General features: G+C 64.1%; 24 protein-coding genes. 9 read left to right on the forward strand and 15 right to left on the reverse strand.

The window, feature by feature from the left end; all coding sequences use genetic code 11:
- Positions 1-148: 148 nt before the first annotated feature.
- The 10 genes from ACIQUI_RS26595 to ACIQUI_RS26640 form a co-directional block, all read right to left on the reverse strand.
- Positions 149-1,249, reverse strand: coding sequence for an LLM class flavin-dependent oxidoreductase (locus ACIQUI_RS26595; RefSeq protein WP_403203736.1), 1,101 nt, complete (start codon positions 1,247-1,249; stop codon positions 149-151).
- A 258-nt stretch (positions 1,250-1,507) separates the two neighbouring features.
- Positions 1,508-3,130, reverse strand: coding sequence for a dipeptide ABC transporter ATP-binding protein (locus ACIQUI_RS26600; RefSeq protein ID WP_403203738.1), 1,623 nt, complete (start codon positions 3,128-3,130; stop codon positions 1,508-1,510).
- Positions 3,127-4,017, reverse strand: coding sequence for an ABC transporter permease (locus ACIQUI_RS26605; RefSeq protein ID WP_403203740.1), 891 nt, complete (start codon positions 4,015-4,017; stop codon positions 3,127-3,129). Before ACIQUI_RS26605 ends, ACIQUI_RS26600 begins: the two co-directional genes overlap by 4 nt.
- Positions 4,018-4,019: 2 nt before the next feature.
- On the reverse strand, positions 4,020-4,970 hold the full coding sequence (locus ACIQUI_RS26610; RefSeq protein WP_403203742.1) for an ABC transporter permease: 951 nt from the start codon (positions 4,968-4,970) through the stop codon (positions 4,020-4,022).
- Positions 4,967-6,595 carry an ABC transporter substrate-binding protein gene (locus ACIQUI_RS26615; protein WP_403203744.1) on the reverse strand — a complete coding sequence of 543 codons (1,629 nt, stop codon included), beginning with the start codon at positions 6,593-6,595 and terminating at the stop codon, positions 4,967-4,969. Before ACIQUI_RS26615 ends, ACIQUI_RS26610 begins: the two co-directional genes overlap by 4 nt.
- Positions 6,596-6,748: 153 nt before the next feature.
- Positions 6,749-7,543 (reverse strand): class II aldolase/adducin family protein, encoded by a 795-nt coding sequence (locus ACIQUI_RS26620; protein ID WP_403203746.1) that lies wholly within the window; start codon positions 7,541-7,543, stop codon positions 6,749-6,751.
- A 22-nt stretch (positions 7,544-7,565) separates the two neighbouring features.
- Positions 7,566-8,510, reverse strand: a complete 945-nt coding sequence (locus tag ACIQUI_RS26625) for a D-isomer specific 2-hydroxyacid dehydrogenase family protein (protein ID WP_403203748.1) — start codon at positions 8,508-8,510, stop codon at positions 7,566-7,568.
- On the reverse strand, positions 8,507-9,643 hold the full coding sequence (locus tag ACIQUI_RS26630; RefSeq protein WP_403203750.1) for an acyl-CoA dehydrogenase family protein: 1,137 nt from the start codon (positions 9,641-9,643) through the stop codon (positions 8,507-8,509). The genes ACIQUI_RS26625 and ACIQUI_RS26630 overlap by 4 nt, the downstream gene beginning before the upstream one ends.
- 220 nt (positions 9,644-9,863) lie before the next feature.
- Positions 9,864-10,754 carry a LysR family transcriptional regulator gene (locus tag ACIQUI_RS26635; protein WP_403203752.1) on the reverse strand — a complete coding sequence of 297 codons (891 nt, stop codon included), beginning with the start codon at positions 10,752-10,754 and terminating at the stop codon, positions 9,864-9,866.
- Positions 10,755-10,838: 84 nt separating this feature from the next.
- Positions 10,839-11,885, reverse strand: a complete 1,047-nt coding sequence (locus tag ACIQUI_RS26640; RefSeq protein WP_403203754.1) for a LacI family DNA-binding transcriptional regulator — start codon at positions 11,883-11,885, stop codon at positions 10,839-10,841.
- A gap of 260 nt (positions 11,886-12,145) precedes the next feature.
- Between ACIQUI_RS26640 and ACIQUI_RS26645 the strand changes: the two genes are divergently transcribed.
- The 4 genes from ACIQUI_RS26645 (at position 12,146) to ACIQUI_RS26660 (ending at position 17,862) form a co-directional block, all read left to right on the forward strand.
- Entirely contained in the window at positions 12,146-14,362 is a 2,217-nt protein-coding gene (locus ACIQUI_RS26645; protein ID WP_403203756.1) for a TonB-dependent receptor, read from the forward strand.
- A gap of 195 nt (positions 14,363-14,557) precedes the next feature.
- A complete protein-coding gene (locus ACIQUI_RS26650; protein WP_403203758.1) occupies positions 14,558-15,892 on the forward strand; it encodes an LLM class flavin-dependent oxidoreductase in 1,335 nt (444 codons plus the stop codon).
- Positions 15,889-16,932, forward strand: a complete 1,044-nt coding sequence (mgrA, locus tag ACIQUI_RS26655) for an L-glyceraldehyde 3-phosphate reductase (protein WP_403203760.1) — start codon at positions 15,889-15,891, stop codon at positions 16,930-16,932. The genes ACIQUI_RS26650 and mgrA overlap by 4 nt, the downstream gene beginning before the upstream one ends.
- 3 nt (positions 16,933-16,935) lie before the next feature.
- On the forward strand, positions 16,936-17,862 hold the full coding sequence (locus ACIQUI_RS26660; protein ID WP_403203762.1) for an aliphatic sulfonate ABC transporter substrate-binding protein: 927 nt from the start codon (positions 16,936-16,938) through the stop codon (positions 17,860-17,862).
- A gap of 256 nt (positions 17,863-18,118) precedes the next feature.
- On the opposite strand, the gene ACIQUI_RS26665 is transcribed toward ACIQUI_RS26660, so the two are convergent.
- The gene (locus ACIQUI_RS26665; protein ID WP_403203764.1) at positions 18,119-18,598 is read right to left on the reverse strand and encodes a GNAT family N-acetyltransferase; all 480 of its coding nucleotides are present in this window, start codon (positions 18,596-18,598) and stop codon (positions 18,119-18,121) included.
- A 124-nt stretch (positions 18,599-18,722) separates the two neighbouring features.
- Between ACIQUI_RS26665 and ACIQUI_RS26670 the strand changes: the two genes are divergently transcribed.
- The 5 genes from ACIQUI_RS26670 (at position 18,723) to ACIQUI_RS26690 (ending at position 22,671) form a co-directional block, all read left to right on the forward strand.
- The gene (locus ACIQUI_RS26670; protein WP_403203766.1) at positions 18,723-19,352 is read left to right on the forward strand and encodes a LysE family translocator; all 630 of its coding nucleotides are present in this window, start codon (positions 18,723-18,725) and stop codon (positions 19,350-19,352) included.
- A 21-nt stretch (positions 19,353-19,373) separates the two neighbouring features.
- Positions 19,374-20,246, forward strand: coding sequence for an alpha/beta fold hydrolase (locus ACIQUI_RS26675; protein WP_403203768.1), 873 nt, complete (start codon positions 19,374-19,376; stop codon positions 20,244-20,246).
- A 96-nt stretch (positions 20,247-20,342) separates the two neighbouring features.
- Positions 20,343-21,224, forward strand: coding sequence for a pirin family protein (locus ACIQUI_RS26680; RefSeq protein WP_403203770.1), 882 nt, complete (start codon positions 20,343-20,345; stop codon positions 21,222-21,224).
- Between the two features lie 73 nt (positions 21,225-21,297).
- Complete coding sequence (locus tag ACIQUI_RS26685) at positions 21,298-22,224, forward strand: DNA-3-methyladenine glycosylase family protein (RefSeq protein WP_403203772.1); 927 nt, start codon at positions 21,298-21,300, stop codon at positions 22,222-22,224.
- A 186-nt stretch (positions 22,225-22,410) separates the two neighbouring features.
- The gene (locus ACIQUI_RS26690; protein WP_403203774.1) at positions 22,411-22,671 is read left to right on the forward strand and encodes a DUF1652 domain-containing protein; all 261 of its coding nucleotides are present in this window, start codon (positions 22,411-22,413) and stop codon (positions 22,669-22,671) included.
- A 70-nt stretch (positions 22,672-22,741) separates the two neighbouring features.
- On the opposite strand, the gene ACIQUI_RS26695 is transcribed toward ACIQUI_RS26690, so the two are convergent.
- From ACIQUI_RS26695 to ACIQUI_RS26710, 4 genes are all read right to left on the reverse strand, one after another.
- Positions 22,742-23,029: a hypothetical protein gene (locus tag ACIQUI_RS26695; protein WP_391133156.1), complete on the reverse strand. Its 288-nt coding sequence runs from the start codon at positions 23,027-23,029 to the stop codon at positions 22,742-22,744.
- A 156-nt stretch (positions 23,030-23,185) separates the two neighbouring features.
- On the reverse strand, positions 23,186-23,833 hold the full coding sequence (alkB, locus tag ACIQUI_RS26700) for a DNA oxidative demethylase AlkB (protein WP_403203777.1): 648 nt from the start codon (positions 23,831-23,833) through the stop codon (positions 23,186-23,188).
- A 392-nt stretch (positions 23,834-24,225) separates the two neighbouring features.
- A complete protein-coding gene (locus tag ACIQUI_RS26705; protein ID WP_403203779.1) occupies positions 24,226-25,671 on the reverse strand; it encodes a curlin in 1,446 nt (481 codons plus the stop codon).
- Between the two features lie 16 nt (positions 25,672-25,687).
- On the reverse strand, positions 25,688-26,161 hold the full coding sequence (locus ACIQUI_RS26710) for a curlin (RefSeq protein ID WP_403203781.1): 474 nt from the start codon (positions 26,159-26,161) through the stop codon (positions 25,688-25,690).
- Positions 26,162-26,168: the final 7 nt, after the last annotated feature.

The following is a 26,168-nucleotide window of genomic DNA, read 5'->3' on the forward strand; positions in this document are numbered from 1 at the left end:
TGGCCTGACAGGTTCGGCACGTTGCAACAAATGTGGGAGCGGGCTTGCCCCGCGAAGCGCCGCGCGGGCGGCGCTCGATCTCACAGGCGCTGAAAAGCCCAAGGCATACGAGTCTCAGCCCTATTGCAATCTGTTGCAGATCAAAGATCTAGGCCGTGCGCGTGCTGCGCCCGGCCTCGCGCTGTTCGACCAGTGCCCGGATTCGAGGAATCAGGTCTTGCCCATACTCAACCGCATCACGCAACTGGTCGAACCCACGGAACAGGAAGGTGGTAACCCCCAGGTCGTAGTAGGCCAATGCGGCCTCGGCCACCTGGTCCGCCGTCCCCACCAGCGAAGTGGAGTTACCTGCACCGCCACCTAGCGCGGCAATCTCGGTCCACAGCCGGGTGTCATGCACCTTGCGTTGGCTGGCCAACTGCACCAGGCGTTCGGAGCCGGCATTGCTCTTGCCGAAGTTCTTCTCGCGGCGGTTGCCCTGGCGGATGCCGATGCGTTCCTGGGCGTCGGCCAGGATACGCTCGGCGCGGGTCCAGGCTTCGGCCTCGGTGCCCCCCAGAATCGGCCGCAACGACAGGCTGAAGCGGATGTGCTTTTCGCGCCCGTAGCGGGCTGCGGCCTTGCGCACCTTGGCGATGCGCTCGCGCACCTGCTCCAGCGGCTCGCCCCACATCATGTACACATCGGCGTGCTTGGCAGCCACTTCGACGGCGGCGTCCGACGCGCCGGAAAAATAGATCGGCAGGTGCTGCACCGGCTTGACCAGCGTCAGGTTGTCCTCGACGCGGTAGTGGGTGCCTTGGTGGTCGAAGGGTTCGTGGCGGGTCCAGGTGTTGCGCAGCACCTGCAGGTACTCATCCGTGCGGGCATAACGGGCATCCTTGTCGAGGAAGTCGCCGTCGCGCTGCAGGTCGCCGCTGTCGCCGCCGGTGATGACGTTGATCGAGGCCCGGCCGCGACTCAGCTGGTCGAGGGTGGCGAACTGGCGGGCAGCGAAGGTTGGCGCCTGGAACCCTGGGCGGTGGGCGACCAGCAGGCCGATGCGCTCGGTAAGCGCTGCCACGTAGCTGGCTAGGATCATCGAGTCTGGCGCACTGGTGTTGACCGCCAGCAGCGCCTTGTCGAAACCGCCGTATTCCTGGGCCTGGGAGAAGGCCTTGATGAACTCCAGATCAACCAGCGGGCCGCGTGGCGCTTGGGATTCGCTGCTTTCCTGCGGGCCGATGAGGCCGATGAATTCGAGGCTCATGGGTGAAGCTCCTGTACTGTTGAGTGGGCGAATCGAGCCGCGACAGGAGCGCTGCGTGATGCAGGGGAGACTGCCTGGCGGGGCTGTGGTAGATGGCCTCCGCCAGGTGTGGGGTCGGTCTTGTTGGGTAGACCATAACGTGGTGTGGGTAGGGTTGTGAAAGGTTTTTTGGACCTATGCTAATAATGCTTAATGTGCATTTGGTTAATTATCCAAAATGCTTTATGCGCATTATATGTTGGGCGGTGACTGGTTGAATCAAGCAGCGGTCGTAGCCAGACTGCGCGGAATTGCGGCCATCAACTCCCGCGTATAGTCGTGCACCGGCCGCTCGAAGACCTGTTCAACCGGTCCATGCTCCACCACCTGCCCCTGGCGCAGCACCAGCACCTGATCAGCCATGCTGGCGACCACCGCCAGGTCATGCGACACCAGCACATACGCCATGCCCAGATCCCGTTGCAGCTCCTCCAGCAGTGCCAGAATCTGTGCCTGTACCGACACATCCAGCGCACTCACTGGCTCGTCGAGCAGCAGCAACTCCGGCTGCAACGCCAGCGCCCGGGCGATAGCCACGCGTTGGCGCTGGCCACCCGACAATTCGCGAGGCAGGCGGTCAAGGTAGCTGAGCGGCAGGTGCACGCGCTCGACCAGTTCGCGTGCACGCTGCTCCAATGCGGCACCTTTGAGAAGGCCAAACGACACCAGCGGCTCGACGATACTGTCGAACACGGTAAACCGTGGGTCGAGGGCGGCGAAGGGGTTCTGCTGCACCAGCTGCATACGCTGGCGCAAGGGCCGAAACTGCTGCCAGCTGTAACCGGTGACGTCCTGCTGGTCGAACAGAATGCGGCCTTGGCTGGGTGCTTCCAGGCCCAAGGCAATGCGCAAGGTGGTGCTCTTGCCCGAACCCGACTCGCCGACAATGGCCAGTGTCTGCCCGGGGTGCACCTGCAAGTCGAGGCCTTGCAGGGCGACAAAACGGTTGTCCTGGCCTTTTACCTTGGGCAGGTCGAAGGCCTTGCCAACCCCTTGCAGGCTGAGAATCGGCTTTGAACCCGGCGCCAGATGCCGAGGCTGGCGACGGGCACTGAATGCCGGCGCTGCATTGAGCAGGGCGCGGGTGTAAGGGTGCTGCGGTGCCTGCACGATCTGCGCGGGTGGGCCTTGCTCCACCAGTTCGCCCTGCTTCATCACCAGCAGGCGGTCGGCGCGGTCGGTGGCCATGCCCAGGTCGTGGGTGATGATCAGCAGCGAGATGCCACGCTCGGCCACCAGCCGCTGCAAATGATCGAGGATCTTGCGCTGCACGGTTACGTCCAGTGCGCTGGTGGGTTCGTCGGCGATGATCAGGCGCGGGTTGCCGGCCATGGCAATGGCAATCAGCACCCGTTGGCGCATGCCGCCAGACAGTTCGTGTGGGTATTGGCGGGCGCGCAAGGGCGGGTTGTCCAAGCCAACCTGAGTGAGCAGCTCCAGCACATCGGCATCGACGCTGCGCGACCGGCCGCCCTGGGCCAGCACCAGCGCTTCGCCGATCTGCTCGCCAATGCGCAAGGTGGGGTTGAGGCTGACCATCGGGTCCTGCGGCACCAGGCCTATGGTGCGCCCGCGTAACTGACGTTTCTGCCGTTCACTGGCCCGCGCTACATCCAGTCCGTTTACCCACAATTGGCCGCTGTCGATGTGCGCGGTAGCAGGCAGCAGGCTGAGCAGGGCGTTGGCCAGGGTCGACTTGCCCGAGCCCGATTCGCCGACAATGGCCACGGTTTCACCCTGGGCCATGCTGAAGCTGAGGTGTTTGACGGCTTGCGTGGTATGGCTGGCTGCGCGGTAGCTGATGCACAGGTCGCGCACGGCAAGCAGTGGCTGGTCGTTCATCGTGCGTGCTCCTCGAAGGTACGGGCCAGGTGGTTGAGGCTGAACACCACCGCGACCACGAACAGGCCAGGCAGTAGCGATACCCAAGGGGCGGTGATCAAAAAGTGCCGGCCGTTGGCGATCAAGGTGCCCCATTCAGCTGCTGGCGGTGCTGCGCCAAAGCCGAGGAAGCTCAAGCCGGCGGTGGCCAGGATGGCGGCGCCGAAGTCCAGCGTGGCCAGCACCGCCACCGGCCCCCAGGCATTGGGCAGCACATGCCGCAGCAAGGTGCGGCGCCAGCTGGCGCCCCCCAGGCGTGCGGCCTCGACATAAGGCAGGGTCTTGACCCGCAGCACTTCGCCGCGGGTGGTGCGGGCAAAGCCGGGGATAATGCCGACACCGACAGCAATCGCTACCGGCACCGTGCCAAACCCGATGGCGGTGACGATGGCCAGGGCCAGCAGCAGGCCTGGCAGGGCCAGCAGCACATCCACCAGGCGCATCAGGGCGGCATCCACGCGGCCGCCGGCAAACCCGGCCAGCACGCCAAGGGTCAGGCCACCGGCCAAGGCGATGCCAACTGCCAGCAGTGCCGCCTGCACCGACAGGCGGGCGCCATACACCACGCGGGTATACAGGTCGCGGCCCAACTCGTCGGTGCCGAACCAGTGGGTGGCGCTGGGCGCCCGTAGTTTGTCCAGGGGCGACGTGGCATAGGGGTCGAAGCTGGTCAGCCAGTGCGGCGCCAGTGCCGCCAGCACGGCGAACAGCACCACCACCAGCGCCAGGCTGAAGCCCGGGCGTGCCAACAAAGGCGCGAGTGCCTGGCCCAGGCGTTGCAGGCGGGTGCGGCGCTTCCAGGTTGCCGGCGGGGCAGCGGCTCGCAAGGGGTGAGTATCGGCGGTCATGGTCAGGTCACCTTCGTGGCGTGAGCGATACGGGGGTCGAGGTACGGGTAGAGCAGGTCGACGATCAGGTTCACCAGCACGAAGGCGGCCGCAGACACCGCAACAATTGCCAGCACCACCGGAATGTCCTGCCTTAGCACCGCCTCCTGGGCAAGCCGGCCCACACCGTTGCGCGAGAAGATGGTCTCGACCAGTACCGCCCCGGACACCGTATTACCCACTTGCAGGCCGACCAGGGTGAGGATCGGTAATGCGGCATTGCGCATGCCGTGACGCGCCTGCACTTGGGCACGGCTCAGGCCCTTGGCGAATGCGGTGGCGATGTATGGCTCCTGCCACACCCCCTGAAAGCCGCGCTGCAGCACCTGGGCGTATACCGCGGCGCTGGGGATGGCCAACGTCACGGCCGGCAGCACCAGGCTGGCAAAACCCTGGCTGCCGGTGGCCGGGAACCAGCCCAGGCCGAAGGCGAACACCTGGATCAGCAGCAGCCCCATCCAGAACACCGGCACCGAAAAGCCCAGTGATGGCAAGCGCGACAGCGCAACTTTCAAGGGTTGCCATTGCAGGTAGGCGGTGAGGTAGGCCAGGCCGATGCCACCCAGCAACGACAGCACGATGGCAAAGCCGGCCAGCGCCAGGGTTTGCGGCAGGCGCTCGGCCAGCAGTGCGGTTACCGGCCGGTTCAACGACAGCGACTGGCCCAGGTCGCCATGCAGTGCACGCCACAGCAGGTCGAAGTACTGCTCGAAGATACCCTTGTCCAGCCCGTAGTAGGCACGTGCCTTGGCCAGGTCCTCGGGCGACAGCCCATCGGCTTCCATGCCCGAGGCACTGAGCATGATCGCCAAGGTGTCGCCGGGCAGCATGTACAGGATGAAGTAGGTGATGGTGTAGGCGCCCCACAGTACCAGCAGCGCCTGGCCGATGCGGCCGATCAGGTAGCGGTTCATGGCTGCGCGACCTGGATGTCACTGAGGAAAGCAAAGCCCTCGGCTGTCCAGCGGAAGTCCTTGACCCGTGGTGCGGTAGCGGCCTGCCAGACGCGTTCGTACAGCGGGAATGCCGAGGCTTCATCCACCAGCAGGTCCTGCAACTGCCCGTAGGCCTGGGCGCGTTGAGCGTCGCGTGTGGCAGTGATGCCGTCGTCGAACAAGGTCTGCGCCTGGGCCAGGGTGTGCGGCTCGTAGGTATTGGTCGCCAGGGTGGCGCTGCTGGCGGCGCGTGGGTCGAGAATGGTCTGCAGGATGATCGGGTCGGCGCGGGTCATGTAGGTAGAGGTGAGGTCGTAGTTGCCCGAGGCATTGCCGGCCACCCATTCGGCCCGGGTCAGCACGTTCAGCTTGAGGTCGATGCCGACCTTGCGCAGTTGGTCCTGTACCAGCACATCACCGGCGCTTTCGGCAGGGGTTAGGTTGTAGCGCAGGGTCAGGCGTTTGCCGTCCTTGTGCCGGTAGCCATCGTCACCCTTGCTCCAGCCGGCAGCATCCAGCAGGCGTTCGGCGCCTTGCGGGTCGTAGGCGAGCTTGTCGGCTTGAGGCTTGAAGTACGGTGTGGTCACGTCATACACCCCGGTTACTACCGGGAACTCGGCGTTGTATACGGTGTGCGCATAGCTGGTGCGGTCGATGGCCTTCTGCAGGGCCAGGCGCACCTGGCGGTCGCCGAGCAGGCGGTCGTTGCGGGTGTTGGGGTACAGGTTGAGCGCCGGGCCTGGCAGCGAGCGGCTCTGGATGGTCGCGCCTTTTGCCTGGAACAGTTTCAGGTCAACTTCGGAAAACGGGTTGCGCGGCCAGAGGATGTCGGCCTTGCCCTGCAGGAACAGGCCGTTGCGCACGCTTTCTTCGGGGATGTAGCTGATCTCCACGCGGTCGAGGTAGGCCGCGCCGGGGTTTTTGACGTTGGCCGAGGCCCAGGCGTAGTCCGCCCGCTTGACCAGGCTCGCGCCGACTTCCGGGGTGTAGTGTTCGAGGGTGAACGGGCCGGTGCCAATGATCTTGCCCAGCGAGCGCTCCTGGGCGCTGAGCGCGTAGGAGGCGGGGGCGAGGATGGCCAGGTTGGTGGTGGAGGTGGCCTGCAGGAAGCCGGCGTTGGGGCGCGACAGCACCAGGCGTACGGTGAACGGGTCGACCACTTCGGCATGGTCGAAGCCTGCCAGGTAGGTGGCGCCAAAGGTGGCGGGCAGTTGTGTGGCGAAGGCCTTGTTGCTGTCGAAGGCGGTTTTCACGGCTTGGGCGTCGAAGCGCTCGCCGTTGCTGAAGGTGACGTCCTGGCGCAGGTGGAAGGTGTACTGCAGGGCGTCGTCGCTGACCTCCCAGCTGGTCGCCAGCCAGGGGATGATGCGGCCTGTGGCCGGGTCCTGGTCGGTCAGCGATTCGGCGACGTTGCGCAGCAATACGCGGTGCTCCAGCCAGTAGACCTGGAACGGGTCGACGCTGACCAGCGTGGTGTTGTCGCCCCAGAAGGCGATGTTCAGGGTTTTGCTGGTGCTTTCTTCGCTGGAAGGGGAGCAGCCGGCGAGTGTGAAGGCCAGGGTGGCGCAGGCCAGCAGGTTTCTGGCCAGGTGGAATGGGGGCATTGGGTGATCCTTGCGTGATAGTGATTTTGCCTGTGCTGGCCTCTTTGCGGGCACGCCCGCTCCCACAGGTACTGCATGCATTTCAAGATCGGTGCGATCCCTGTGGGAGCGGGCGTGCCCGCGAAGAGGCCGGTACAGGCCACAGAAAACCTGTCAGTCCTGGTAATCCAGCCCCTCCCGGTCCAGTTGCCGGATCAGTGCATCCCAATGCCGCTGAATGCCTTCCCCCAACCCATCGGAAAACCGTTTCGACTGCTCATGCACCTTGGCAATCGCTGCCGGCGCTGCATGCAGCAACTGGTCATTGCCCCCGGCCTGCGCCGCCACCTGGATGTTGCAGGCCCGCTCCAGCCCGTGCAGTTCGCGGAAGGCATGTTCCACGCTGACACCTCCGGTCAGCAGCCCGTGATTGCGCAAGATCAGGATGTTGCTGTCACCCAGGTTGGCCACCAGCCGTTGCTGCTCGTCCAGGTCCAGGGCAACGCCTTCGTAGTCGTGGTACACCACGCGGCTGTAGTACGCCAAGGCGTGCTGCGAGATCGGCAGCAGGCCATCGCGCTGGGCCGACACCGCCGCGCCATCGCGGGTGTGGGTGTGCAGCACGGCCTTGAGGTCATGCCGGGCGCGGTGGATGGCACTGTGAATCACATAGCCTGCCTGGTTGATGCCCAGGCCCAGCGGGTCGTCGATGATGGTGCCGTCCACGTCCACCTTCACCAGGTTGGACGCGGTGATCTCGTCGAACAGCAGGCCGAAGGCGTTGATCAGGAAGTGCTCGTCAGGCCCCGGTACACGTGCCGAAAAATGCGTGTAGATGTGGTCGGTCCAGCGGAACAGTGCGGCCAGCCGGTAGGCCGCCGCCAGCTTTACCCGCACCTCCCATTCTTCGGCGCTGACCCGTTGGCGCACAGTGTTTTCCTGGGGGGTGACGATAGACAGTGCAGTCATGGTGTTCTCCAGAATGTGTGGTTCAGTAGCCGCGCTGGGTATCGACCAGGTTGTGCAGTGGCACCTGCTCGCGGTAACGGGCGAAATTGTCGATAAAGGCTTCGAGCAAGGCGGGGTAGCCATCCTCGGAAATGGCTGAGGTGTGCGGCGACAGGAATACCCGTGGGTGGTGGTACAGCGGGTGGCCTGCCGGCAGTGGCTCGGGTTCGGTGACATCGAGGCTGGCGCGGCCGATCAGCCCGCTGTCCAGGGCATCGAGCAGGGCATCCTGGTCCAGCAGGCCGCCGCGGGCGATGTTGACCAGATGCAGCCCTGGCTTGGCTTGGGCCAGTACCTGGCGGCCGATCAGGCCACGGGTTGCGGGGGTGAGCGGGGCGGCGATCACCAGGTGATCGCTGCCGGCAAACAGCTGCTGCAGGTTGTCGACGCGCTGCACGCCCGGCACCTCGGCAATGGGCTGGCCTGGGCGGTTAAGCGCCAGTACCGGCATGCCCAGGGCGCTTGCCTTGCGTGCCAGGCTCTGGCCAATGCTGCCAAAGCCGAAGATGCCCAGGGTGCGGCCACGTACGGGGGCCAACGGCGTAAGGCGCCAGTCGGCATCCTTTACCCACAGGCCCGGCAATTGCTTGGCAGCGGCAAACACCAGCGCCAGGGCGAACTCGGCTACCTGCTCGGCGTTGGCGCCGCGGCCACTGGTGACCGGCGGGCCCTGGAACACCCAGTCGGGGTAGAAGTCGATGCCCGAAGAAACCACCTGTACCCAGCGCAACGACCAAGGCCAGCCGGCTGGCGGGTTGTCTACGCGGTGACCGCGTACGTTGATCGGGCGCACGATGAACACGTCGGCGGGGACATCCAGCTGCAACTGGCCCGGGGCGATATCGATCACCTCGTGGTCGGGCAAGTGGTCGCGCAGGTATTGGTTGGCCGGGGCGTCCAGCTGGCTGGCGATGATCGAATGGCTCATGCCGCCACCTGCGTCAGTGCAGCGCGGCCGACATGGCCGAGCACCACGTCGTCCTGAGGGGTGTGGATGCGGCTGCACAGCACATCACGGTAGTGTCGCTCCAGCGGGTTGCGCCGCGACAGGCCAGGGTTGCCGGCAGCCTCGATGGCCAGCTCTACGGCCTGTATGGCGTTGCGGCTGACCAGGTGCTTGAGCTGCCCGGCATGGCGCGGATCGACCTGTCCGGTCACGGCCGCGTTAAGCAGGCTCTGGTTGGCGAACAGCAACGTGTCGATACGCCCGACCACGTCGTGGAAGCGCGGCAGGCTGGCCAGCGGTGCACCCAGGTTGGACGGCACCCGCTGGTTCAGGAACTGCACCAGCCAGTCGCGTGCCGCCTGGGCCACACCGTCGTAAAGCGCCGGTAACAGCACTGCCATCCACAGCAAGCCTGTGCTGTCGAGTTCGGGGCGCGGTGCGCTGGCCGGGCTGACGCTGACGGCGTGGTCGAGCGGGATCAGCACCTCGTCGAACTGCACCTCATGGCTGCAGGTGGCGCGCATGCCCAGGTGATCCCAGTCTTCGACGATACGAATGCCCGGGGTGTCCTTGTGCACCAGGAAGCCGCCCACCAGTGGGTCCTGGTCGTCGCTGCGGGCCCATACCAGGTACCAGGTCAGGCCGTGGCTGCCGGTGGAGTAGAGCTTGCGCCCGGACAACCGCCAGCCTTCGGCAGTGCGCCGGGCGAGGGTGGCCGGCAGGCCGCCACGGGCGGGGGTGCCCAGTTCCGGTTCGACGCGAAATGCGTTGATCAGCGCGCCGTCGGCCACTGCGGTGCGGGCCACTTGCAGGCGCAGGTGCTCAGGCCAGCGGGCTTCGTCTTGCAGGCGAAAGTGCTGCAGGTACTGCATCACCAGGATCAAGGCGGTCGACGGGCAACCTTTGCCGACGGCGGCGATCACCTGGCGTGCACTGGCCAGGTCGGCACCGCCGCCGCCCAGGGCGCGGGGCACCGTGAAACCCAGCAGGCCATGGCGGTGCAGCAGGTTGAAGTTGTCGGCGGGGAACTGACCGCTGCGATCGTAACGTTCGGCGTTGGCGGCCAGGGCCTGGGTGAGTTCGGCAAGTGCGCTGGCGCAAGGGGGGTGACTCATGGGTATTCATCCCTGGAACACGGTGGGTTTCTAAGACCGTATTCGTATGGATGACCGCTGTAAAAGTCTTTTTAGTTCTATGCTAATTATTTGCTGTAAGAATTACGTAAGTTAACTGTTATGCGAATTTGTTATTTTAATGAGGTGGGCCAGGGGGGCTGCTGCGCAGCCCTTTCGCGACGCAAGGCCGCTCCTACAGGGAATTGTGCTGCGCTTCGGCTCAACCACAGAGCTGCTGGCCAGCCACCCGGCCGAACAGTTCTACGGGCTCCTGCAAATTGCCCAGGTAGCGCGGGTGGAACAGCCACAGGTCCACCTGCGGTTTGAAGTCCGTCACATTGACCACGTCCAGCGCATCCCGATGGCGGCTGTTCTGCAACAACGGTTCGGGCACCAGCCCGAGCCCCTGCCCATTGGCCACCAGGCCCAATTGCAACTCGGTACCAAAGGTCTCCAGGTTGATCGACAGGCTCAGCCCTTGTTCGCTCAGGGCACGCTGCAGCCCGGCGCGGAAGCCGCAACCGTCGGGGTTGAGCACCCAGCCGCGGGTGTAGCAGTCTTTCAGCTTGACGCTGCGCTTGCCGCTACTGCCCTTGGCCGCCACCACCCGTAGCGGCATGCGGGCGATCGACTGGCTGGCAATGCCCTCGGGGAAGATCTTGCCCGGTGGGAACAGGGCGGCGGCGGCATCCAGTTCGCCGTTTTCCATGCGGGCGATCAGGCTGCTGCCCCAGCCGCTGGTAACCTGGGTGCGCAGGTCCGGGTAGGTTTCACGGATTTGTGCCAGGGCATCGAGCAGCACCACATCGCCCAGGGTTTGCGGAACGCCCAGGCGCAGGGTGCCGGACGGTGCACCGTCGTTGGCCACCAGTTCGCGCAACGAGTCGATCTCACGCAGTATCGCCTTGCACTGCTCGTACACCCGCAGGCCCATGGGGGTGGGCTTCAGGGGTTTGGTGTTGCGGTCGAGCAGGGTGGCGCCCAGGTCTTCCTCGAAGTTTTGCACCCGGCGGGTGATGGCCGGCTGGGTCAGTTGCAACGCCTCGGCGGCGAGGTTGGTCGACTGGCAACGGATGACCGCCACGAAGGCGTCCATGTCATCGATTTTCATATACGGCGCTCACATAGTGGGGCGGTGGGACATACCAGAGGAGAATAATCCTCATTGCCTGGAATGTCACAACCGCTGTGCCCCTTACGCGCTCTCCCGGGCAATCAGCTCACACGCCAACAGGTTCAGCCGCGGTACCTCACCTTCACACTCCACCACCCCCAGGTGCTGCAGCACCCGCAGCGCCGCCACTTCGCCAATTTCCCGCGAGGGTGGGCGCAGGGTGGTCAGGCTGGGCAACAGCATGTCGGCAAAGGGGTAATCGCCAAAGCCGACGATGGCCATGTCTTCAGGCAGGCGCAAACCGGCGCGTTGGCCGGCCAGCAGGGCGCCAGCGGCCAGGTTGTCATTGGCGAAGATGATTGCTTCGGGCCGTGGAGCACGGCGGATCAACGCTTGCATGGCCTGCTTGCCCGCCTCGAACGGCGCGCAGTCGGCCCAAGGCACGAATACCCAAGGCTCGAGCCCGGCTTCCTGCAATGCCTCGACATAGCCGTCACGCCGCTCCAGCGCGCTAAGGTCACCGGCTGCACTGTTCTGCACGAATGCGATGCGCCGGTGGCCCTTGCCCAGCAAGTAACGGCAAGCCTGCACGCCCACCTGATGATGAAGAAAACCTACCTGCAACGGCGCCCGTTCCGGGCGGTAATCCCAGATTTCCACCACGGGCACGTCGGCGTCGGCCAGCATCTTTTCCGTGGTCGGGCTATGGAAATGGCTAGTGACCACCAAGGCCGCCGGCGACCAGCCAAGAAAGGCCCGCACCGCGCTTTCTTCCTGCGCTTCGCTGAAGTAACTGGACGCCAGCAGCAGCTGATAGCCATGCCTGCCGAGGGTATCGCTGAAGGCCTGGATAGTCTGGGCGAAGATCGGCCCGGAGATGTTCGGGATCACCATGCCGACAATGCGCCCGCGCGCCGAGGCCAGCCCCCCTGCGACCAGGTTGGGCACATAGCCCAGCGCCTGTACAGCGGCTTCGATACGTTCGCGCAACGGCGGTGAAACCTGCTCTGGCTGGTTGAAGTAGCGCGACACGCTGATGGCCGAGACCTCGGCGGCCCGCGCCACCTCGGCGAGGGTGACACGGCCTGCGCCGCGACGTTTGCGTGGGGGATCCTTGGCCTGGCTCACCGGGCTGCCTCCTGGAGAAATGGCGCGATGTTAGCGCTAACGACAACGCGCTTGGCAAATAGCTTTATTGCATATCAATCGTATTTTTAAGTATTTGACGTGCTAAACAACGCTCTCTGATACTTGCTCATGTTAGCGCTAACAAGCGCTGCTGTTGGCAAGCGCCTGCCACTCGCACGAGCGAGACCAGACAACCACAGCAATTCCGTGTCGGCCCCGCGAGATGGGGCCTGGTCTGGTTTCCCGAGGCAGTGAGCATCATGCATAAAAGCCGTACACCGTTCCCCGCTACGCAACGTCGGCCACTGGCCGCAGCAATCCTTCTGGCCGCTTTCGGCCAAGGCGCCCAGGCAGCCGAACCGGTTGAAGCGGGCGCTCCGCAGGCCACTGCATTGGGCGCTGTTACCGTTACCGCCACGCGTCGTGAAGCCACCTTGCAGGAAGTACCGGTGGCAGTGTCGGTGATCGATGGCGAGCAGATGGAGCGCGACAACCGCAACAACGTTGCCAGCATCGTCCAGCAGGTGCCTACGCTCAATTATCGCGCCGGCGCTTCCAACAAGGACACTTCGCTGTTCATCCGTGGCGTGGGTACCATTTCCACCTCGCCGGGTGTCGAGCCAACGGTGGCAACGGTGGTTGACGGCGTGGTGTTCGGTCGCCCGGGCCAGTCGACCCTGGACCTGCTGGATCTGGAGCGCATCGAAGTGCTGCGCGGGCCGCAGGGTACGCTGTTTGGCAAGAACGCCTCGGCCGGTGTGCTCAATGTGGTCAGCAAGGCCATCCCCGAGCAGACCCAGGGCTATGTGGACTACTCGCATTTTGGTGGTGGCGACGAGAACCGCCTGCGCTTTGGCATAGGCGGGCGCCTGAACGAGCAGCTGAAGGGCTCGTTGAGCACCTTGTGGGGCGACTACGATGGCAATGTCGAGAACGTCGCCAATGGTCACGATGTCAATGGCTACGAACGCAAAGGCGCCCGCGGCAAGCTGGAGTTCGAACCCAACGAAGACCTGCGCCTGACCCTGATCGCCGACTACATGAAGGGTGAGGACACCTTGCCCAGCGGCGTGATCACCAGCGCCAGCGCTGCATTTGCCAGCCAGTTGCGCCCGGTGACGCCCAGCGCGCACAACCGCGACATCAACAGCGACTTCAACACCCACGTCGAGGACGAGAACCAGGGGCTGTCGGCGCAGCTGGACTGGCAGCTGGGCGACTACACCCTGACCTCGATCAGCGCCTGGCGCGGCTGGGACAATACCCAGTACCAGGACGGTGACCGCCGTGCGTTGCTGCCGGTGACCGCATCCCATGACAAGGGCACGGTGGACTATGACCAGTACAGCCAGGAGTTCCGCCTGACCTCACCGAAAGGCCAGTTCAACGAGTACGTGCTTGGTGCCTTCTACATGCACGGCACTTCAAACGAGACCTACCAGCGCCTGTCGGTCAACGGTGGTGTCGCCAACAGTGGTCGCGCCGACTATTCCACCAGCAACGACAGTGTCGCGTTGTTCGGCGAGAACACCTTCAATTTCACCGACGACCTGCGAGCCATATTCGGCCTGCGCTGGACCCACGACGACCTTGAGTATGACCACCGTCGTGTCTCCACCTCGGCCACTGCCGTGACCGGTATCCAGCCCTCGACCGCAAGTTCCGGCTCGGTGGACGAGGACGGCTGGAGCGGCCGGACCGGCCTGCAATACGACTTCAACGACAACCTGACCGGCTACGTCACCTACTCGCGCGGCTACAAGGGCCCGGCTTACAACGTGTTCTTCAACATGCAGCCGCGTGACACCGAGGCGCTCAAGCCCGAGACCTCCGATGCCTACGAAATCGGCCTGAAAAGCACGGCGTTGGACAACCGCCTGACCGCCAACCTGGCGGTGTTCCACACCGATTACGACAACTACCAGGCCAACTTCTACGACACCGTGGCCAACCAGGTGGTGACCCGGTTGGTCAACGCCGGCAAGGTCAAGACCCAGGGTGTGGAACTGGACGCCAGCTTCCAGGCCACTTCGCGCCTGAAGCTGTCGACCGCCGTAGCTTACACCAAGGCCCGCGTCGACCATTTCAACTGCCCTGCGGGTGCGGCAGCCAACTGCAACATCGACGGTGGCCGCCTGCCATTTACGCCGGACTGGAAGACCTACCTGCGCGCCGATTACGTCATCCCGCTGGACAACGGCCTGGATGTGGAACTGAGCAGCGACTACAGCTGGCAGGACGCCGTGCAGTTCAGCCTCGACCAGAACCCGGACACCGTGCAGGGCGCCTATGGCATCTGGAACGCCAGCATTGCCCTGGCCGATTACAACGCTGGCTGGCGCGTGGCGCTGCTGGGCAAGAACCTGGGCGACAAGTCGTATGCGCAGTTGCTGGCCAGTGGTGGCGACTACATCTACCGCTCGGTACCGCGCGATGACGGGCGCTACTTCGGCGTGCAACTGCGCAAGGATTTCTGACGCGGCGCCGCTTTTTGTGGGAGCGGGCGCGTCGAGGCGTCGAACCGCCGCGAAACAGGCAACGCGGTGGATGGCACCGGCTTTGCCGGTGTTCGCGGGCATGCCCGCTCCCACAGAGATTGTGCGAGCTTGAAGATTTTGAACAAGACAGTTGCTCCCACCGGGATCGCGACCTTTTCCGACAAGGAGAACAACATGCCCCGCCAAATGAGCCTGGGTGCTTTCCTCATGGCCACCGGTCACCACGTGGCCGCCTGGCGCCACCCGGACGTACCGGCCGACCCGCTGGATTTCGCCACCTACAAGCGCACCGCACAAATCGCCGAAGCCGCCTGCTTCGATGCCTTGTTCGTCGCCGACAGCGTCGCCGCGCCCAGCGACCCGCTGGCCAGCCACAGCGCCCGCTCGGTGTACTTCGAACCCTTGACCCTGCTGTCGGCGCTCAGCGCACTCACCCAGCGCATCGGCCTGATCGCCACCGCCACCACCAGCTACAACGAGCCGTACCATGTGGCGCGCAAGTTTGCCTCGCTCGATCACCTGTCCGCAGGCCGGGCCGGTTGGAACCTAGTCACCTCCGACGCGGCCGCAGAAGCCGGCAACTTCGGCCGCCAGGCGCACATTGCGCATGCCGAGCGCTATGCCCGCGCCCGAGAATTCCAGCAGGTGGTGCAGGGCCTGTGGGACAGCTGGGCCGACGACGCCTTCGTGCGTGACAAGGCCAGTGGCCGGTTCCACGACCCGCAAGCCGTGCGCGCCCTTGACCATGTCGGCGAGCACTTTCGCGTCAAGGGCCCGCTCAACGTCGCCCGCTCGCCACAGGGGCGGCCGGTGCTGGTGCAGGCCGGCTCGTCCGAGACCGGCCGTGAGCTAGCTGCCCAAAGCGCCGAAGTGGTGTTTACCGCCCAGCCCAGCCTGGCCCGCGCACAGGCCTTCTACGCCGACCTCAAAGGGCGCCTGGCCGCGCATGGGCGCGATGAGCAATCACTGAAAATCATGCCCGGCGTGTTCGTGGTCGTGGGGCAAAGCCAGGCGCAGGCCGAGGACAAGTACGACGCGTTCCAGAGGCTGGTAGACCCCCGTGTCGGGGTTGGCCTGCTTGGGCGCATGCTGGGCAATTTCGACCTGTCCGGTTACCCGCTGGACGGCCCGCTGCCGGAGCTGCCGCCCACCGCAGACGGCCAACGCAGCCGCCAGCAGTTACTGACCGAACTGGCCGGCAACGAGCAACTGACCCTGGCCCAGTTGGGCCGGCGCATTGCCGGGGGGCGAGGGCACTACAGCCTGGTCGGCACGCCGGTACAGATAGCCGATGAACTGCAAGCCTGGTTCGAAGGCGGCGCTGCCGATGGCTTCAATGTGCTGGTGCCGCACCTGCCCCTGGGCCTGGAAGACGTCGCCCTGCATGTGGTGCCCGAGTTGCAGCGGCGTGGCCTGTTCCGCCGCCAGTACCAAGGCCACACCCTGCGAGAACACCTGGGCTTGCAGCGCCCAGCCAACCCTTACTTTGCCCAACGAGGTCAACCATGAGCTACTTCGCGAACCCCGAGCGCTATGCGCACATGCCTTATCGCCGCGTGGGCCGCAGCGGCCTGGTGCTGCCGGCCTTGTCGCTGGGCCTGTGGCACAATTTTGGCGATGCTACGCCTGTCACCACCCAGCGCGCCTTGCTGCACACGGCGTTCGATGCCGGCATCAACCATTTCGACCTGGCCAACAACTACGGCCCGCCTTATGGCAGCGCCGAGACCAACTTCGGCCGGCTGCTGCGTGAAGACCTGCGCAGTTACCGCGACGAGCTGATCATCTCCAGCAAGGCCGGCTGGGATATGTGGCCGGGGCCGTACGGGCAGGGTGGGAGTTCGCGCAAATACCTGATTTCCAGCCTGGACCAGAGCCTGGCGCGATTGGGCCTGGACTATGTCGACATCTTTTATTCGCATCGCTTCGATGCCGACACGCCACTTGAAGAAACGGCCATTGCGCTGGCCGACATCGTGCGCCAGGGCAAGGCGCTGTACATTGGTATTTCTTCTTATTCGGCCGGGAAAACCGCCGAAATAGCGGCATTGCTTGAGGCATTGAAGGTGCCGCTGCTGATTCACCAGCCGTCGTACAACCTGTTCAACCGCTGGATCGAGCGCGACCTGCTCGATACCACCGAAACAGTGGGCGCCGGGGTGATTGTGTTCACGGCGCTGGCCCAGGGGATGCTGAGCGACAAGTACCTGAATGGCATTCCTGCCGATGCTCGGGTCAACCGCGCTGGCGGCGGCTCATTGCTGCCCCAGCATTTGTCAGAAGCCAACATCGCCCGTGCCCGCGCCCTGAACGACATCGCCCGTCAGCGCGGCCAGAGCCTGGCCCAACTGGCGCTGGCCTGGACGCTGCGTGACCCTCGCGTAACGTCTGCCCTGATCGGTGCCAGCCGGCCCGAGCAGATCACCGAGAACGTTGCTGCGCTCGACAACCTGGCGTTCAGTGCCGAAGAGTTGGCCGCCATCGACCAGTACGCCGTGGAAGGCGGGATCAACCTGTGGGAAAAACCCTCGACCGACTGGAAGGAGTGACCGATGCACGTGCTACGCCTTGCCATGCTGCTGTTGCTGACCTTTGCCGCAGCCGCCCAGGCCGCAGACCCGGCAACCTTGCGTATTGGTTATCAGAAGGGCTCGATCAGCCTGGTGCTGGCCAAGCAGCATCGTTTGCTGGAGCAACGCTTTGCCGATACCCGCGTGGAATGGATCGAGTTCCCGGCCGGGCCGCAGATGCTCGAAGCGTTGAACATTGGCAGCCTTGATATCGGCTCGACGGGTGATATACCGCCGATATTCGCCCAGGCTGCCGGCGCCGACCTGTTGTACATCGGCGCCGAGCCGCCCAAGCCCCAGGCCGAGGTTATTCTGGTGCCCAAGGACAGCCCGGTGCGCACAGTGGCTGAGCTCAAGGGCAAGCGCATCGCCTTGCAGAAGGGCTCCAGCGCGCACAACCTGCTGTTGCGTGCCTTGGCCAAGGCCGGGCTGAGCATGCGCGATGTGCAGCCGGTGTACCTGGCACCTGCCGATGCCCGAGCGGCGTTCGAGCGGGGCAGTGTGGATGCCTGGGCGATTTGGGACCCGTTCTATTCGGCTATCGATCTGGAGGGGAAGGCACGGTTGCTGGCTGACGGCCAGGGGCTGGGCCTGATCGGGCCGTTCATGTTGGGCTCGCGCAGCTATGTCGAAGCCCATGGCGCCTTTGTCGGGCAATTGCTGGATGAAATCAGCCGGGCCGAGGCGCTTACCCGCAGCGACGAAGCCGGGAGCATTCGCTTGCTGGCGCAGTTCATGGGCTTGCCTGTGGAGGTAGTGCGGCGCAGTTTCAGCCACCGGCCAGCGTCACCGGTATTGCCGGTAACGGATGAGATCGTGGCGGCGCAGCAGCACACCGCCGAGTTGTTCTTCGACAACAAGATACTACCCAGGCGGGTCGACATCGCCGGGGCGGTGTGGCGGCGGTAACTTACCTTTCGGGCTGGCAGCGGCACCTGTGGGAGCGGGCGAGCCCGCGAAGCAGGCAACGCGGTGGATGGCACCGGCTTTGCCGGTGTTCGCGGGCAAGCCCGCTCCCACAGGGGTTCGCGCCAGCTTTTAGAAATTGAGCAAGACAGTTGCTACCACTGGGAACTGCGGCGCACTCCCTGACTTTGTTCCATGCGCGACAGCGCAGCCCAAAGGGCTGGGAGATCTCCTACAAATGACCGTGTGTAGCGAACCATCACCCGCGGGCAAATGCCGCCAGCTTCTCGCCATCCAGCCGGTACCGCACCCACTCGTCCTGCGCCTCGGCCCCCAGCTTCTGATAGAAGCCGATCGCCGGCTCGTTCCAGTGCAGCACGCTCCACTCCAGCCGCCCGCAATTGTTCGCCACCGCTTCGCGGGCAATGTGCCGCAGCAATTGCCGCCCGGCACCGTCGCCGCGCTGCTCAGGCGTAACGTACAGGTCTTCCAGGTAAATGCCGTTGCGCCCGAGCCATGTCGAGTAGCTGTAGAAGTACACGGCAAAACCGACGGCCCGGCCATCACGTTCGCACATCAGGCTGTGCACCGTGCTGCCCTCGTCGAACAGGCTCTTCTCGATATCGGCCAATGTTGCGACCACTTCGTGACGGGCGCGCTCGTAGTCGGCCAACTCGGTAATGAAGGCCAGGATCTGCTCGGCGTCGGTGCGAACGGCAGGGCGAATGGTGAGGCTCATGGTGACGGCTTCCTTGGTCCGGGTTGGCAGTACAGTAATGTGTAACCACATAATTTAATATAACTGTACCGGTCGCAGGAGAGGGCGACTCCGTTAGTGTGACAGCACCTATAACGAAAGTGGAATGCCCGCCATGCTTGCCTCTGCCGACCTGCTGACCGCCTTCGTGCTGTTTGCCTTCGTGTCTTCCATCACCCCAGGCCCCAACAACACCATGTTGCTGGCCTCGGGGGTGAACTTCGGCGTGCGCCGCTCTATCCCTCATGCCCTGGGTATCAGCGTGGGTTTCATGGTGATGGTGCTGGCAGTCGGGCTGGGCCTGGGTGAGGTGTTCAAGGCCTGGCCGCCGCTGTACACGGTGCTGCGTTACACCGGCGCTGCCTACCTGTTGTACCTGGCATGGAAGATCGCCACGTCCGGGCCGGTCGGCTCGGCTTCGTCCAGCGCCCGCAAACCGCTGGGCTTCTGGGGTGCAGCGGCGTTTCAGTGGGTCAACCCCAAGGCCTGGGTGATGGCGGTGGGGGCAATCACTACCTACACGCCGGCGCAAGGCTATGTGACCAATGTGATCGTCATCGCCGCCTTGTTCGCCTTGGTCAACCTGCCCAGTGTCGGTGTCTGGGTGATGTTTGGCAGTGCCCTGCGCAACCTGCTGCAGAACCCGCGCTGGCTGATGCTGTTCAATGTCCTGATGGCCTTGTTGCTGGTGATTTCACTCTACCCGTTGCTGTTTGTAGAATCGTCGTTTTCCTAGCCCCGCGAGTACCGCAAGCCGATGCAGTTGAATCCCTGGTCCCACGAATGCGCCGAAGGTTTCACCCTGCGTGGCTGGCAAACCCCGGCCAGTGGCAAACCGTTGCTGCATTTCTTGCACGGCAACGGCTTTTGTTGCCTGGCCTACCAGCCGTTGCTGATGCGCCTGGGCGAGCAGTTCGACCTGTGGCTTTGCGATGTTCAGGGGCATGGCGACAGTGACCATGGCGGCGTGTTTCGGGGCTGGAACCGCACTGCCGAGCTGGCAGTGCAAGCCTTCCAGGCCGGGCGTGGCGAGTACGGCGACGTACCGCGGCTTGCCGCAGGGCACAGCTTTGGTGGCGTGCTCACCGGCCTGATGCTGGCCAGCGAGCCGCAACTGTTTGCCCGTGCAGTGCTGCTTGACCCGGTACTGTTCAGCCGACGCATGATCGGTGTGATGGGGGCGGCAGCACTGGTTGGCCTGCACCAGCGCCATGCGTTGGCACGCAAGGCCGCCAGCCGCCGCAGCCACTGGCCTGACCGCGAAGCGGCGCTGGCTTCACTGAAAGGGCGGGGCATTTTCAAGGGCTGGACCGATGCGGCGTTGCAAGCCTATGTCGAACATGCCATCGGCGATTGTGGTGACGCCGTGGTGCTCAAGTGCCGGCCCAGCCGGGAAGTGGAAATCTTCAGTTCCTTCCCCAAACGCATGTGGGCGAGTCTTGCTGCGATCAGTACCCCAACGCGGGTGTTGTATGGCGAGCAGACCTATCCCTTCGTGCCACATTCGGTGAACCGCCTGACGGCGCTCAACCCGCATGTGAGCGCACAACAGGTCGCGGGTGGGCATTGTTTCATGCAGGAAGACCCGGCCATGGCTGCGGAGCAGGTGATCGGTTTCCTGCAGGGCTGACTGTTCCATATGTGGAACGATGCATGCCATATCGGCTAGCTACCGCCGGATTGGCAACATTGATAAGGTTATCTCAGCCAAGAGAGGAGCCTTCTCATGAAAAAGATTCTGGGTATCCACCGCAGCCCACATGCCCATTGGGTAGGTGACGGCTTCCCGGTGCGCAGCCTGTTCACCTACGACAACCTGGCCAGCCAGATCAGCCCGTTCCTGTTGCTGGACTATGCCGGCCCCCATGACTTCGCCCCGACCACTGCGCGGCGTGGCGTTGGCCAGCACCCGCATCGCGGCTTCGAGACCGTGACCATCGTTTACCAGGGCGAACTGGAGCACCGTGACTCCACAGGCGCTGGCGGCTTGATCGGCCCGGGCGATGTGCAGTGGATGACCGCGGCCAATGGCATCATCCATGAAGAGTTTCACTCCCCGGGCTTTGCCCGCAGTGGCGGTGCGCTGGAAATGGTGCAGCTGTGGGTCAACCTGCCGGCGCGTGACAAACGTGCGGCAGCCGGTTACCAGACATTGCTGGCACAGGACATTCCGGTGATTGCGCTAGAGGGAGGCAGTTTGCGGGTGATTGCCGGTAGCTACCGTGGGCACGCAGGCCCGGCGCGCACGTTTACCGCCATGGATGTATGGGACCTGCGGCTGAATGCCGGTGCGGCCCTGCAACTGCCGGTGGCCGCCGGGCGCAACGCAGCGCTGGTAGTGTTGCGCGGTAACGTGCGGATCAACGGCGAGCGCGACGCCGGGCCATCCAGCCTGGTGCTGCTTGACCGGGGTGGCGAGGACATAGCCGTCGAAGCGCTGGAAGGTGCCAGTGTGCTGCTGCTCAGTGGCGAGCCTATCGACGAGCCGATTGTCGGGTATGGCCCGTTCGTGATGAACAGCCAGGCAGAGATTGCCGAGTCGTTCGACGATTTCCATGCCGGGCGGTTTGGGCAGATGCAAGATGAGCGCGAAGGTGCGGCGCACTGATCGTGCCTGGTGGATTGTCCTGTACTGGCGATAGGGCCAGTACAGGCGGTCCATTTGCTGGCATGATGCACCCATGCCCAAGCTTTCCAGACTACACGCCGTGCGCAGGTCATTGCCCAGCTCCGGGCGCCACACCTTGTGGCTGCGCTACCGCGAGCCTTATCACTGGCCCTCTACCTTGGCCTTCCTCGCCGCACGCTGCATCCCTGGCATCGAAGCATACGAGGGCGATACCTACCGTCGCACCCTGGCAATCGCCGGCCACCACGCCGTGCTGCACGCCACGCCATTGCGCAACCTGCTGCGCGTGCGCCTCGATGGCGTTCCCTCAACTGCGCTGCCCGGCCTGATTGCCAGGTTGCGCCGCTTCTTCGACCTCGACGCCGAGCCCGTGCGCATCGAGGCCGAGTTATCCCGCGACCCCTTGATGGCCCGTTTGCTACATGAACGCCCAGGCCTGCGCGTGCCACAAGGCTGGGACGCCTGTGAGCAAGCCATACGGACCGTGCTGGGCCAGCAAATCAGCGTGGCCGGCGCCATGACCCTGGCCGGTCGCCTGGTGCAATGTTACGGCGCGCCGCTACGCATTTGCTCGCAGGGCCTTAGCCATGTGTTTCCGACGTTGCCGGCGCTGGCGGTAGCGCAGTTCGAGCACTTGGGCATGCCAAGGGCTCGCGCCGCAACCTTGGGCACGCTGGCCAATGCACTGCTTGCCAACCCTGGGTTGTTGTGCACCGGTCAATTACTGGATGACCTGCTGCGCAACCTGTGCCAACTCAAAGGCATCGGGCCCTGGAGCGCCCAGTACCTGGCATTGCGCCAGGCCGGCGCGGCCGATGCCCTGCCATTGGGCGACGTGGCGTTGGTCAAGGCGTTGCGCTTGCTGGAGGGCGAGGGCGCGCAACTGGGTGAACGCGCCTTGGCCTGGCGACCATGGCGCGCCTACGCAGCGCAGCACTTGTGGGCATCGCTGGGCACGAGCAAGACCACTCGTCGTTAAGTGCGCGATTGCGTTCGAACCCGCGGCCGCCGCGGGCAATCATCCACTAAGGTGCTAAGGGATTCCCCGCATGATCATTGCCCCGGCGCATGGACGCCTGCCCCGGCATGCGCAATATCAATTGGCGCCCCGCCCGAAAAAGGCGTAATCACACACAACAGGCCATCGCACAGAGAGGGTCGTACCATGTCGTTGATAGGAGTTTCGATGCTAGAGATGCGGCAGATGATCGAGCAAGCCTGCTTGCCTGATCGCTGTGAAGTCAGCTGCCTGGATGGCACCAACCTGACCATCCGCCTGGGTCAGGGTCAGCGTCTCGACGAGGGCGTGACCCTGAGCGGGGTCCCGCTGCAAAGCCTTAACAGCTGCCGTGACCTGGTCCACCTGGTAGGTCAGCTGCACGCATTACGTGACAGCCAACCGGGGGCACTCAAGGCCATCGCCTGATTGCGCCGACGTACCCCGGCCAGCAGAGCCTGGCCGGGTGTGCGTACTTTGCCTGAACCACGCTATTCTGCTATTGAAGTTCCAGCACCAGGTTCAAGCCCCCATCCCCGCATTTGACGTGGTCACGCACCACCCCATGGTAGTTGCGCCCATCCCAGACGAACGCCACGCTGTGCGCCCGGTCAACCTTGTCCGGGAGCGGCGGGCAGATGTGCAGGCGCAGCGCCGGGCGGCCTTGCAGGCTGAGGTCGGCGAGCTGGCATTGGCACTCCACGCTTTGTGCGACAGGGCCGAACAGGGTGTCACGCACGTAATCCAGTTGCAGCGAAGCGTTGGGCGCGCGGCCGGGCATTTTCATGGGCGCGCGGCTCCTTCGACGGGAGGCATAGGGCGAGAGGTGCAGGGCATGGCAGGCTCCGGGTGATGGAAGCGGCTTATCATTTGAAGCTTGCCTGACCAAGATGTTCAACATGTTTCATGCACGTTCATCTTGTTTTCCAAGCGGTCAACCGGCTCAGCCACCTGCCTTGCGCAGTGTCAGGTTGATGCGCCGCTCGCCCATGCGCGCATGCACGCCGGGCTTGATCGGCAATACACCATGAAAGCGCAGGCGGTCTTCGCCGCCCCACACCAGCACATCGCCATGGCTCAGTGGTATGCGCTGGGTCTTGTCGCTTCTTTGCAACCCGCCAAACAGGAACACTGCCGGCAACCCCAGTGACACCGACACGATCGGCTGGCCGAAATCCTGCTCGTCACGGTCCTGGTGCAGGCTCAGGCGGGTGCCGGGCAGGTAGTGGTTGACCAGGCAGGCGTCTGGTACGAAATTCTCGAACCCGGCCATGGCGGCGGCCCGGGCAGCCAAGGCGAGCAAGACCGGGGGCAGGGCCGGCCAAGGCTTTGCGCTGAGCGGGTCGGTGGGGCTGTAGCGGTAACCGCGTTCATCGCTGACCCAACCCAGTGCGCCGCAGTTGGTCAGGGCAACTGCCATGCGCAGGCCACCTGGGGTGTGCATGTGCCGGAACGGCGCGGCACGCAGCACCGGGCGCAGGGCGTCGAGCAGGGGCTCGATTTCACCCAGGGCGAGCCCGGGCAGCAGCACGGTATGGCTGGCCAGGCGTTGCGGCCGGGGGCCGAACAGGTCGAGGTCGGACTGGATCATGGGGGTGAACATCGGGTTGGGTGCTGAGCATTGTAATGCGGCTTGGCAGGTCTGGCCTATTCGCGGGTGAACTCCACAGGGCCAGTGCTTACCACATGACATGCGCAGTACTTGTGGGAGCAACTGTCTTACTCAATTTCTAAAAGCTGGCGCGAATCCCTGTGGGAGCGGGCGTGCCCGCGAAGAATCCAACGCGGTGCATGGCACCGGCTGCGCCGGTGTTCGCGGGCATGCCCGCTCCCACAGAGCCCCTGCTAAATCAGTAAGAGATATGCAGTTCTATGGGAGCGGGCTTGCCCGCGAATGGGCCGGAAAAACAAACGCAAATGGTGCAGGAAAAAAAGGAACCGCGGCACCAGGGAGAGGAGCACCGCGGTTCAAGGGGGAACGGACTACTTCTGGGTCACAGTGGCCATGTTTGCGCTGCCCATCTGTGTGATGGTGGCGGTTTGGGCGATACCGCTCTGGTCGACGAACGCCTTGTTACCCTGGCCTCCCTGGGTCACGTAGGCGACGTTGATGCTGTCGGTCTGTTTGATGGTGGCTTCGTTGCCGCTACCGTACAGCTGGTTGGTGTAGCTCTGGTTGCTGTAGCCGGACTGGTCCAGCGTGATGGAGTTGCCGGTGCCTTGGCTGTTGCCGTAGGCATAGTTGTCGGTACCGCGCTGGTCGGCGATCAGGATGTTGTCGGTACCGTTCTGCTCGAAATACAGCTCGTTGTTGCTGTCGGCCTGCTTGGTCTGCATCTGGTTGCCGTTGCCTTTCTGGGTCAGCGTGGCCCGCTGGTTGTCACCGTTCTGGGTCAGGTTGACGCCGTTGTTGTTACCGGTCTGGTTGATGGTGGCGTTCTGGTTGGTGCCGAACTGGCCACCCAGCTTGGCGCCTTTCCAGTTGCTGGCGGTGATGGTGTTGCCATTGCCCTTGGTGTTGATGGTGAGGTTGAGGTTTTCACCATTCTGGTAGGTGTAATGCAGGTTGTTGTTGCCGGTCTGGGTAATGGTGGCGGTGGCGTTGCTGGTCTCGAACTGGTCGGACCAGCTGGCGTTGGCGCGGCCCTGTTGCGTCAGGCTGACCTTGTTGTCGGCACCGAAGCTCTGGTCTATGTAGCCCTCGTTGAGCTGACCTGTCTGGGTCACCGAGGCCTGGCTGCCGATCTGGGTGTCCTGCCACACTTCCACCGAGTTGCCGCTGCCATACTGGCCGATGCCGATGGTGCCGCCGGTGCCGTCTCGCTGGTCGCCATAGGCCCAGTTGCCTTGGCCATCCTGGTAGACCTGGATTTCACCATCGCGGTGGTTCAGGTGCTCGGCAGCGGTGTAGTTGTCCTGGCCGGCCTGGTTGACGGTGCTGCGGTTGTTGCTGCCGCCGAAGGTCTGCTCGATGAAGGCCTCGTTGCGCTGGCCGGATTGCCAGGTGGTAGCCTTGCTGCCTTCCTGGGTGTCCTGCCACACCGTTGATGCGTTGCCGCTGCCTTGCTGGGTTTGCAAGGTTTCGTTGCCCAGGCCCAGCGACTGGCTGGCGAAGGCGTCGTTGAGGCTGCCACTGGCGTGCTGGGTGATCTGGCTACCGTTCTCGAACAGTTGCTCGGCGTAGCCGGCGTTGTACTGCCCTGTGGCGGTTTGCTTGATATCGCTGGTGCTTTCGGTTTGCACGGCCAGGTGGTTGTGGCCTTTGCCGGTCTGGTTCTGGGTGGCAGAAGCGAAGGACGCCTGGGTCTGGGTGACCTCGGCAATGTTCTCTTTACCGTCCTGGGTCTGGGACGAGGTGCTGTCAGCAGCCATGGCCTGGCCTGCAAGGGCCAGGACGATAGCGGCACTGAGGGGAGCGAGCTTGTACATGGTGGTGCCTCCAGGTCTATCGGTATTGGGTGATCTGAACATGCTGGCCATTGCCGGTCTGGGACACGGAGCTGTTGAGGCCCGAACCGGACTGCACGATGCTGGCGCTGTTGTCGTTGCCGATCTGCTCGATGGCAGCCTTGTTGCTGCTGCCGCTCTGGCGGATCGACGCGCTGTTGCCATTTCCCTGTTGGCTGATGCTGGCCATCAGGTCACTACCTTCTTGCAGGATGTACGCTTCCTGCGCACCACCGGCCTGGATGATGCGGCCCAGCAGGGCCTGGCCATTCTGGTCGAGGGCGGCGCGGTTGCCCGACCCTTGCTGCTCGATCACCGCAGCCTGGCCGGCGCCGACCGGTAACAGGCGGATGATCACCGGGTCACCGAGGTCATTGCCGGGCGCGAGGTCGGCATTGTCCATCAGGTCGTCGGCCCAACTGGCCTGGCCCACCAGGGCCAGGCTGAGCAGCAGTGGATACAGGCATTTCATGGCGTTA

It is taken from the genome of Pseudomonas sp. NPDC090592 (genome assembly GCF_044769185.1).
Taxonomy (GTDB): Bacteria; Pseudomonadota; Gammaproteobacteria; order Pseudomonadales; family Pseudomonadaceae; genus Aquipseudomonas.

Bases quoted from the DNA above. Each gene is read 5' to 3' on its own strand.
- ACIQUI_RS26630 (WP_403203750.1), bottom strand. From the start codon at position 9,643: ATGAGTCACCCCCCTTGCGCCAGCGCACTTGCCGAACTCACCCAGGCC.
- ACIQUI_RS26605 (WP_403203740.1), bottom strand. From the start codon at position 4,017: ATGACCGCCGATACTCACCCCTTGCGAGCCGCTGCCCCGCCGGCAACC.
- ACIQUI_RS26695 (WP_391133156.1), bottom strand. From the start codon at position 23,029: ATGAAAATGCCCGGCCGCGCGCCCAACGCTTCGCTGCAACTGGATTAC.
- ACIQUI_RS26620 (WP_403203746.1), bottom strand. From the start codon at position 7,543: ATGACTGCACTGTCTATCGTCACCCCCCAGGAAAACACTGTGCGCCAA.
- ACIQUI_RS26625 (WP_403203748.1), bottom strand. From the start codon at position 8,510: ATGAGCCATTCGATCATCGCCAGCCAGCTGGACGCCCCGGCCAACCAA.
- ACIQUI_RS26710 (WP_403203781.1), bottom strand. From the start codon at position 26,161: ATGAAATGCCTGTATCCACTGCTGCTCAGCCTGGCCCTGGTGGGCCAG.
- ACIQUI_RS26680 (WP_403203770.1), top strand. From the start codon at position 20,343: ATGAAAAAGATTCTGGGTATCCACCGCAGCCCACATGCCCATTGGGTA.
- ACIQUI_RS26690 (WP_403203774.1), top strand. From the start codon at position 22,411: ATGTCGTTGATAGGAGTTTCGATGCTAGAGATGCGGCAGATGATCGAG.
- ACIQUI_RS26610 (WP_403203742.1), bottom strand. From the start codon at position 4,970: ATGAACCGCTACCTGATCGGCCGCATCGGCCAGGCGCTGCTGGTACTG.
- ACIQUI_RS26675 (WP_403203768.1), top strand. From the start codon at position 19,374: ATGCAGTTGAATCCCTGGTCCCACGAATGCGCCGAAGGTTTCACCCTG.
- ACIQUI_RS26635 (WP_403203752.1), bottom strand. From the start codon at position 10,754: ATGAAAATCGATGACATGGACGCCTTCGTGGCGGTCATCCGTTGCCAG.
- alkB (WP_403203777.1), bottom strand. From the start codon at position 23,833: ATGATCCAGTCCGACCTCGACCTGTTCGGCCCCCGGCCGCAACGCCTG.
- ACIQUI_RS26660 (WP_403203762.1), top strand. From the start codon at position 16,936: ATGCACGTGCTACGCCTTGCCATGCTGCTGTTGCTGACCTTTGCCGCA.
- ACIQUI_RS26650 (WP_403203758.1), top strand. From the start codon at position 14,558: ATGCCCCGCCAAATGAGCCTGGGTGCTTTCCTCATGGCCACCGGTCAC.
- mgrA (WP_403203760.1), top strand. From the start codon at position 15,889: ATGAGCTACTTCGCGAACCCCGAGCGCTATGCGCACATGCCTTATCGC.
- ACIQUI_RS26595 (WP_403203736.1), bottom strand. From the start codon at position 1,249: ATGAGCCTCGAATTCATCGGCCTCATCGGCCCGCAGGAAAGCAGCGAA.
- ACIQUI_RS26645 (WP_403203756.1), top strand. From the start codon at position 12,146: ATGCATAAAAGCCGTACACCGTTCCCCGCTACGCAACGTCGGCCACTG.
- ACIQUI_RS26600 (WP_403203738.1), bottom strand. From the start codon at position 3,130: ATGAACGACCAGCCACTGCTTGCCGTGCGCGACCTGTGCATCAGCTAC.
- ACIQUI_RS26665 (WP_403203764.1), bottom strand. From the start codon at position 18,598: ATGAGCCTCACCATTCGCCCTGCCGTTCGCACCGACGCCGAGCAGATC.
- ACIQUI_RS26705 (WP_403203779.1), bottom strand. From the start codon at position 25,671: ATGTACAAGCTCGCTCCCCTCAGTGCCGCTATCGTCCTGGCCCTTGCA.
- ACIQUI_RS26685 (WP_403203772.1), top strand. From the start codon at position 21,298: ATGCCCAAGCTTTCCAGACTACACGCCGTGCGCAGGTCATTGCCCAGC.
- ACIQUI_RS26670 (WP_403203766.1), top strand. From the start codon at position 18,723: ATGCCCGCCATGCTTGCCTCTGCCGACCTGCTGACCGCCTTCGTGCTG.
- ACIQUI_RS26615 (WP_403203744.1), bottom strand. From the start codon at position 6,595: ATGCCCCCATTCCACCTGGCCAGAAACCTGCTGGCCTGCGCCACCCTG.